We start from the raw sequence: 6,691 nt of genomic DNA on the forward strand, positions 1-6,691 counted from the left end.
GGCTTGTGTTATGCGATTTGTATTCATATGAGCAGGGAGAGGCAGCTGTACCAAAATACCATGAATTTTGGGATCAGAATTTAATGTTGCAATAAGTTGAAGGAGTTCTTTTTCTTGCGTTTCTTTGGAAACGGCATGTTTGATTGAAAGAAACCCACATTCTTCGGCTTTTTTATTTTTTGAGGTGACATATACTTGACTTGCAGGATCATCTCCAACGATAATAACAGCGATACTAGGTTGTATATTATAGTGATGGCGGAGCTTTGCTGTTTCGGCCTTAACTTTCACAATAATCTCTTCAGCAAGTTTTTTTCCGTCGATAATATTATTCATTCAGAGATCCTTTCGGTAAGGCTGTTTGTTTTTTTTTGTAAAGCATTTTCTAATAATACGATAGAGTTTTATAGCAATATTCATATGAGAACAGTAAGAATGGTTTTATAATGTTGTGGATTTATAGTTTTGAAGACTTTTAAATAATTGCTTTATAAAGAAGCAGCAACATTGCTGTTTGAATAAATTTTGGATAAAGAACAAAAATAATGAAGATACAAAGTGGATATAGTGAATTATAGGGTTATAAAAACTTTTTATGATCATTTAAGTTTGTTTTTAATCTGTTATAGGGGGATAAGTATAGAGGGATAATGTGCGCATCAGAATAATAAAATTTTTGAGCGGAGTTTTTATTACAATTATCTTTTTATTTGGAGTGGGGATTCTCGTTTTACCTTATCTTATTTCTACAGATGCGATTCGTATTCGTTTAGCGCAGGATTTAAGTGCATGGACGGGTTACAATGTGCAATTGCGTGATCCACCGCGGTTACATCTTTTTCCTTATCCTAAAGCATTTCTTTCTGGCGTTACTTTAACATCAAAAATGGATGATGTTGCGCCATTAATGGAAGCTGAATCAATAGAAGTTGATCTTTCTGTCGTCGATCTTCTTTGGGGACATATTTCTTTTTCAGAGACGCGGATTATGCATCCTCAATTTGTTATGGAAAAGCCTGTTAAAACAATAGCAGATTTTTTTGATCGGTTTTCTCGCTCACAAGGTGCATTAGGGGTGGCAATACGTAATACGCGTGAAATATTAAAACATAATCCTGAGCATCCAGAGATAGAGCACCTTTTAAAACAACCTTTTGGACGGATTGTCATTAAAAATGGTGTTCTTGTGTATCACGATAGTTTTTCAGGAGTAGCAGAAAAAATAACAGGATTAAATGCAACTTTAGATTGGCCGGAATCAACTCAGGAAGTACGGTTACGTGCAGATGCGCGTTGGCGCGGAGAGTTTACAAAATTATCACTTGATGCTTCTCAAGCATTACTGCTTCTTGCTGGAGGCAAAAGTCATATTAGGGCAAGTCTCAATTCTGTACGTGGGGGAATAACTTTTACAGGAAAGGCTCGATTATCTGAATATTATATTTTTGACGGAAAAGTGTCAATGCGTTCTCCTGGATGGAATCAGACATTGTCTTGGGTTGGTGGAAATCAGTTTTGGGGACATAAATTAAAAATACCCATTGTATGGGAATCTCATTTTTTAGCGCAGCCAATGCATATCCAAATGAACAATGTTACATTTACGATGGGGAAAGCCAATGCGCGAGGAGCTTTAAAACTCGATTTTCAAGATTATGTACCAAATGTCATGGGCTCTTTAGCCTTTGATAATCTAGACCTTAGCCTCTTGGGTTCAATGTTTTTTTCAGGTAAAAAGAAAAATGCCTGCTTTGACATGAGAACTTTTGATTGTATTGGCGTGGATATACGACTTTCTGCGCCACAAGCTAAAATAGGAAATATTTCACTCACAAATTTAGCTGCTGCAATACAAATAAGAGATGGTCATGGTATTTTTGATCTTGGACATGCGAATATTTTTGGTGGATCTGTGCAAAGTAATATTGAAGTTACCTCAGCTGGACAGAAAGTGCGTATTGGAGGAAATATTTCAGGTGCTTCTATTGATATGCAGGAGACTTTAGAAATCTTGGGATTTATTCCATTTATACAAAGCAAAACGAATTTTACTGCAACGGTACGAACACTTGCTGATTCTTGGCCAGAAATTTTTACGAAAATGCAGGGTGAGTTAACACTGAAGATGTCTTCTGGTCGGCTATTAGGGTATGATCTGAATGAATTACAAACAAGACTTTCAAATAAACAACAATTTCTTTTAATGAATAATGATACTTTTTCAACAACATTTGATCACTGGGATATTCAGACAAGCTTTTCAGAAGGTATGATGAAGGTAACAGAGTCATTAATGCGTACAGCAGACTTGAGCTTATCCATTCAAGGAACCATTGCAACTGCTATTGCGCAAGGGAAGGAAAATGAACTGATATTACAGGCACAACTACGCAAAAACTATAGATCAGAAACTTTATGTAAAGATGTCCAATGTCTTGCTAATAGCCTTGCATGGCCTTTTACATTTTCTCTAAGCTCTAAAGGACAAAATCATGGCGATTTTTGGGTTACAAAAGATATTAACGCAGATTGAGTATCGTTTTTCATCTGTATAATATTCTATCCTATAATGGTAATTCGTCTTTTTGCAACTTAAAATTGTCTTTTAAATTTAAATCAGAGCTCCCATTATCGGAAGATTCTCTCATTTTAAATCCGTTCGTCGTGAAGCAGTAAAAACCATCCTCACCGTCATAATAAGTGAGGTTGGTATAGATAAATGACTGAAGAGAGGAATAAAAAACCTTCTTATGGAATCTTTCAAATACAAGAGATTCATAATATCGGTGCTAATCTTATAAAAATTGCTAAAAAACATTAAAATTTTAAGGAGGATGTTGGCCAGTGCTTATTGAATCGCAGAAGAAATACCATAGCCATCTTTGGTAATTGTATGCTTCCCGTCGGCTCCAACAGAACCAATTCCCACTGTAATCAAAATAAAGGCTAAGAGGGTTGTAATCGTAATAATTGTAGCTTTTTTAGCAGACATATTTTTCCTCCACGGATGCATCAATGACTGAATGCAAAGATGAATGGTGCATTATTTAAACTTTTATGAAAGCAGAATCACTTAAGGATCTATAAGTTCCTATTATTATCTCATAAAGCTAAAAAAACTCTATAATTCTTTAATATATTATAGTTCTATAGATATAATTTTTTCTTTTTGCTATATATTTTTCTTCATTTTCTCGATGACGATAGTGAGCATTGGCAAAATTTTTATGCGCATAAATTATAAACTTAAAAGATTATTTATCCGACAGACATTGGCTTTGAATGAAGAAATAAAGATAGAGGGGGCACAAGCTTCTTATCTTATGCATGTTTTGCGTATGAAAGAAGGAGCAGAAATTTTACTTTTTAATGGACAGGATGGTGAGTGGCTTGCTAAACTTATCACTGTTAAGAAAAAATTTGTTGTGGTTCAGCTTATCCATCAAGAAAGATTACAAACGACGCATTCCAATCTTATTTATTGCTTTGCTCCACTCAAAAATGCGCGGTTGGATTATATGGTGCAGAAAGCTGTTGAAATGGGGGTATCGATTTTGCAGCCTGTTATAACGCATCATACGCAGGTTACGCGTATCAATATGGCGCGTATGGAAGCCAATGTTATTGAAGCTTCTGAACAGTGTGGAATTTTATCTCTTCCTAAATGCGTATCGGCTCTATCATTAGCAGAACTTTTAGCACAGTGGGATGAGACACAGCCTTTATTCTTTTGTGATGAAGAGCATAAATTGCATAATCCATTACCTTCTTTTAAAAAGCGTGACGTTACAACACCTGGTATTCTTATTGGACCGGAAGGTGGCTTTAGTGAAGAAGAGCGGAGCTTTTTAAAAAAACATCCTTTTGTGTTTCCAATATCACTAGGTCCGCGTATTTTACGCGCTGATACTGCCGCTGTTGCTGCTTTGGCTCTTCTTAATGCTACCGTGGGGGATTGGGCAATGGATTGAGAAATCTGTAAAATCATTCTAAACAATTTATTTAAGATGATGATACCAATTATAGGATACGGTAAGTTATGGCGCTTGATATAACTGATGAAAGTGAAATTTATAACTTAGATTCTTTGGTTAGCTATTTCCAAGGGGGGTATAAAGCAGAAGATGATTGGCGCATTGGTACAGAACATGAAAAATTTCCGTTTTATAGAGATGGTTTTCACCCTGTTCCTTATGAAGGAGAGAGGGGAATCCGAGCGCTTTTAGAGAGGATGCAAAGCGCCTTAGGATGGAAACCTATTTTAGATGAAGAGAATATTATTGGGCTCGTAGGATCAGTTGATCAGGGAGCCATTTCTTTGGAACCTGGGGGACAATTTGAATTATCTGGTGCACCATTAAAATCAGTAAGCCATACATATTACGAGTTGATGGAGCATTTAACTCTTCTCAAAAAAATTGCAGAACCATTAGGTATAGGTTTTCTAGGTCTTGGAGCTAGTCCAAAGTGGACTTTAGCTGAAACGCCGCGAATGCCTAAATCACGTTATCAGATTATGACTGATTATATGCCTAAAGTGGGGTATAATGGTCTTAATATGATGTATCGCACATCAACAGTTCAGGTTAATCTTGATTTTTCATCTGAAAGTGATATGCGGCGAAAAATGCAAGTATCCATGAAGTTACAGTCCATTGCAACGGCATTATTTGCAAGTTCGCCCTTTACAGAAGGGCGCCCAAATGGCTTTTTATCGTGGCGTTCTGAAATTTGGCGTAATACGGATAATCAGAGGACAGGCGTTCTGCCCTTTGTATTTTCTGAGCGTTTTGGTTTTGCTGATTATGTTGAATGGGCCCTTGATGTTCCAATGTATTTTGTTGTGCGTGATGGTCGTTATTATGATTGTACACACATAACGTTTCGTCAGTTTATGAATGGAGCATTAAAAGGACAAGTTGCAAATTCAATTCCAAACATGGGAGATTGGATTAATCACTTATCAACGTTATTTCCTGAAGTCCGCTTAAAAAGATTTTTAGAAATGAGGGGAGCTGATTGTGGTTCTTGGAAGCGCATTTGTGCGTTGTCGGCTTTTTGGGTTGGGCTTCTTTATGATAGGGAAGCACTTAATGAGGCAGAGGCTTTGACAAAAGATTGGTGTTTTGAAGAAGTTTTAGAGTTGCGCCAACGCGTTCCTAAAGAAGGGTTAAGAACTCCTTTTCGTCAAACTATTCTTTTAGAGTTAGCACGTCAAGCTCTCGCTATTGCTCGCAAAGGCTTAAAAAATCGCAAACAGTATGATACGAATGGTTTTGATGAAACAAATTTTCTTAATCCTCTAGAAGAGGTTGTTGCAATGGGACAAACAGATGCTGAAAAATTTTTGTCCCATTACTATTCTATTTGGAATGAGTCGGTAGAACCTTTATTTTTAGAATGTGCCTATTAAATTTGAAGCAAAGATACTTCCTACTTTTTTAAAAATGCATATAACCGTGGTGGTTCATTCACTCATTTGCTCTAGAGAGCATATCCTACCTTGCTTTTAACATTTCTCATAACGGAAAGGATACAATACAAAAATTTCTTGGGGAGTGTGATTTTTATACCCAATAATATCACGATATTTCTGTAATCATAATGTTGTCCCTTTGTACAAAAGATAGTTCATAAGAGATAAAGCTTATTATCAAACATTTTTTATTCACTTGGCTAAGCCTACTTATGAATAGGTCTGAAAATTATATTTTTTACTTTTAAAAGGGATAAAAAATATAATTTGCGGTTAATAGTCAATTATTATAATTCAATATACGATGCTTATATGAAAGAGTATTTTATTATACAAAAATTACGATATCAATCTTTCAGTGCGCTAAAAAGACAGTAGAAAAAATACCGATAGATCTATGTATGTATAACTCAATTTTATTTTTATAAAAAAAAGAAATATATTCTGTAAATAGATAGAAATAAAGATTATTATATATAATGAATGTGTTAATTACATCATTAAATATTGATAAATAAAAAATATTATCTTCATAGAGTTATATGAAATTATAAGCTATTCATAGATAAGAAATAACTATTTGTATGCAAAGGGGTATTATATTAAAATACTATTATTCTTGATAAAGAGGCACGAGATAAAGAGATTGAGCTTGTAACGAATGAGTGTTTGAATACGCACAAAAATTCAAAAAAGCACAACATTTCTATAGCAGAATAAGCTTTATCAGTATGAGCGCAACTTATTATAGGCAATTAATCATCCCCATACATTGTAAATCTACTGTAAGACTGCTTTTAATGCTTTAAACTGTACTATTCATAAAATTTATAATATTTGTAGACTTAAAGCCTCTCATTTTAATCATATATCCTCAGTCTTTTCCATTGTTTTCATTATCTAGAAATTTGTAATCGTCTTTGTTATGCTCTCACTAGGATAAGCAGCTTTAAAATGTGCTCGTCCTTCATCCGTAATGGCATCACGCCTCTGTAAACCAGATGTTTTTCTTTCCTTTATTGAATTTGCAAACAAATGGGATTGTTTTTCATCATGAACAGTTACAGAGATTCAACGTTTTTATAAAGATACCGTGGAAAGCATTGACCTGTATCTATTGCATCTAGATTAGGCAAATTCTTAGCTATCAATACAGAAAAAACGCTTCGTGCTCCTATGCCTGTAATTTGTATCATCCTATTTTCAACTTTTTGT

General features: G+C 34.9%; 5 protein-coding genes and 1 pseudogene. 3 read left to right on the plus strand and 3 right to left on the minus strand.

Annotated elements, in window-relative coordinates:
- Positions 1–336: tetrahydrofolate dehydrogenase/cyclohydrolase catalytic domain-containing protein (locus ACFIL8_RS05490; protein WP_375689079.1), on the minus strand; the 336-nt coding region annotated here is incomplete at its 3' end.
- A 316-nt stretch (positions 337–652) separates the two neighbouring features.
- Between ACFIL8_RS05490 and ACFIL8_RS05495 the strand changes: the two genes are divergently transcribed.
- Entirely contained in the window at positions 653–2,533 is a 1,881-nt protein-coding gene (locus ACFIL8_RS05495; RefSeq protein ID WP_375613543.1) for an AsmA family protein, read from the plus strand.
- A gap of 315 nt (positions 2,534–2,848) precedes the next feature.
- Here the strand turns inward: ACFIL8_RS05495 and ACFIL8_RS05500 are convergent, their stop codons facing one another.
- Positions 2,849–2,992 (minus strand): hypothetical protein, encoded by a 144-nt coding sequence (locus ACFIL8_RS05500; RefSeq protein WP_273790383.1) that lies wholly within the window; start codon positions 2,990–2,992, stop codon positions 2,849–2,851.
- A 235-nt stretch (positions 2,993–3,227) separates the two neighbouring features.
- Between ACFIL8_RS05500 and ACFIL8_RS05505 the strand changes: the two genes are divergently transcribed.
- The gene (locus ACFIL8_RS05505) at positions 3,228–3,971 is read left to right on the plus strand and encodes a 16S rRNA (uracil(1498)-N(3))-methyltransferase (RefSeq protein ID WP_375634705.1); all 744 of its coding nucleotides are present in this window, start codon (positions 3,228–3,230) and stop codon (positions 3,969–3,971) included.
- A 68-nt stretch (positions 3,972–4,039) separates the two neighbouring features.
- Complete coding sequence (locus ACFIL8_RS05510; protein ID WP_375612076.1) at positions 4,040–5,413, plus strand: glutamate--cysteine ligase; 1,374 nt, start codon at positions 4,040–4,042, stop codon at positions 5,411–5,413.
- Positions 5,414–6,394: 981 nt separating this feature from the next.
- Here the strand turns inward: ACFIL8_RS05510 and ACFIL8_RS05515 are convergent.
- Positions 6,395–6,691 (minus strand): annotated as a pseudogene (locus ACFIL8_RS05515) (type ISP restriction/modification enzyme); the annotation flags it as partial.

It is taken from the genome of Bartonella sp. AP57NXGY, from assembly GCF_042195805.1.
In the GTDB taxonomy this organism is placed as follows: Bacteria; Pseudomonadota; Alphaproteobacteria; order Rhizobiales; family Rhizobiaceae; genus Bartonella.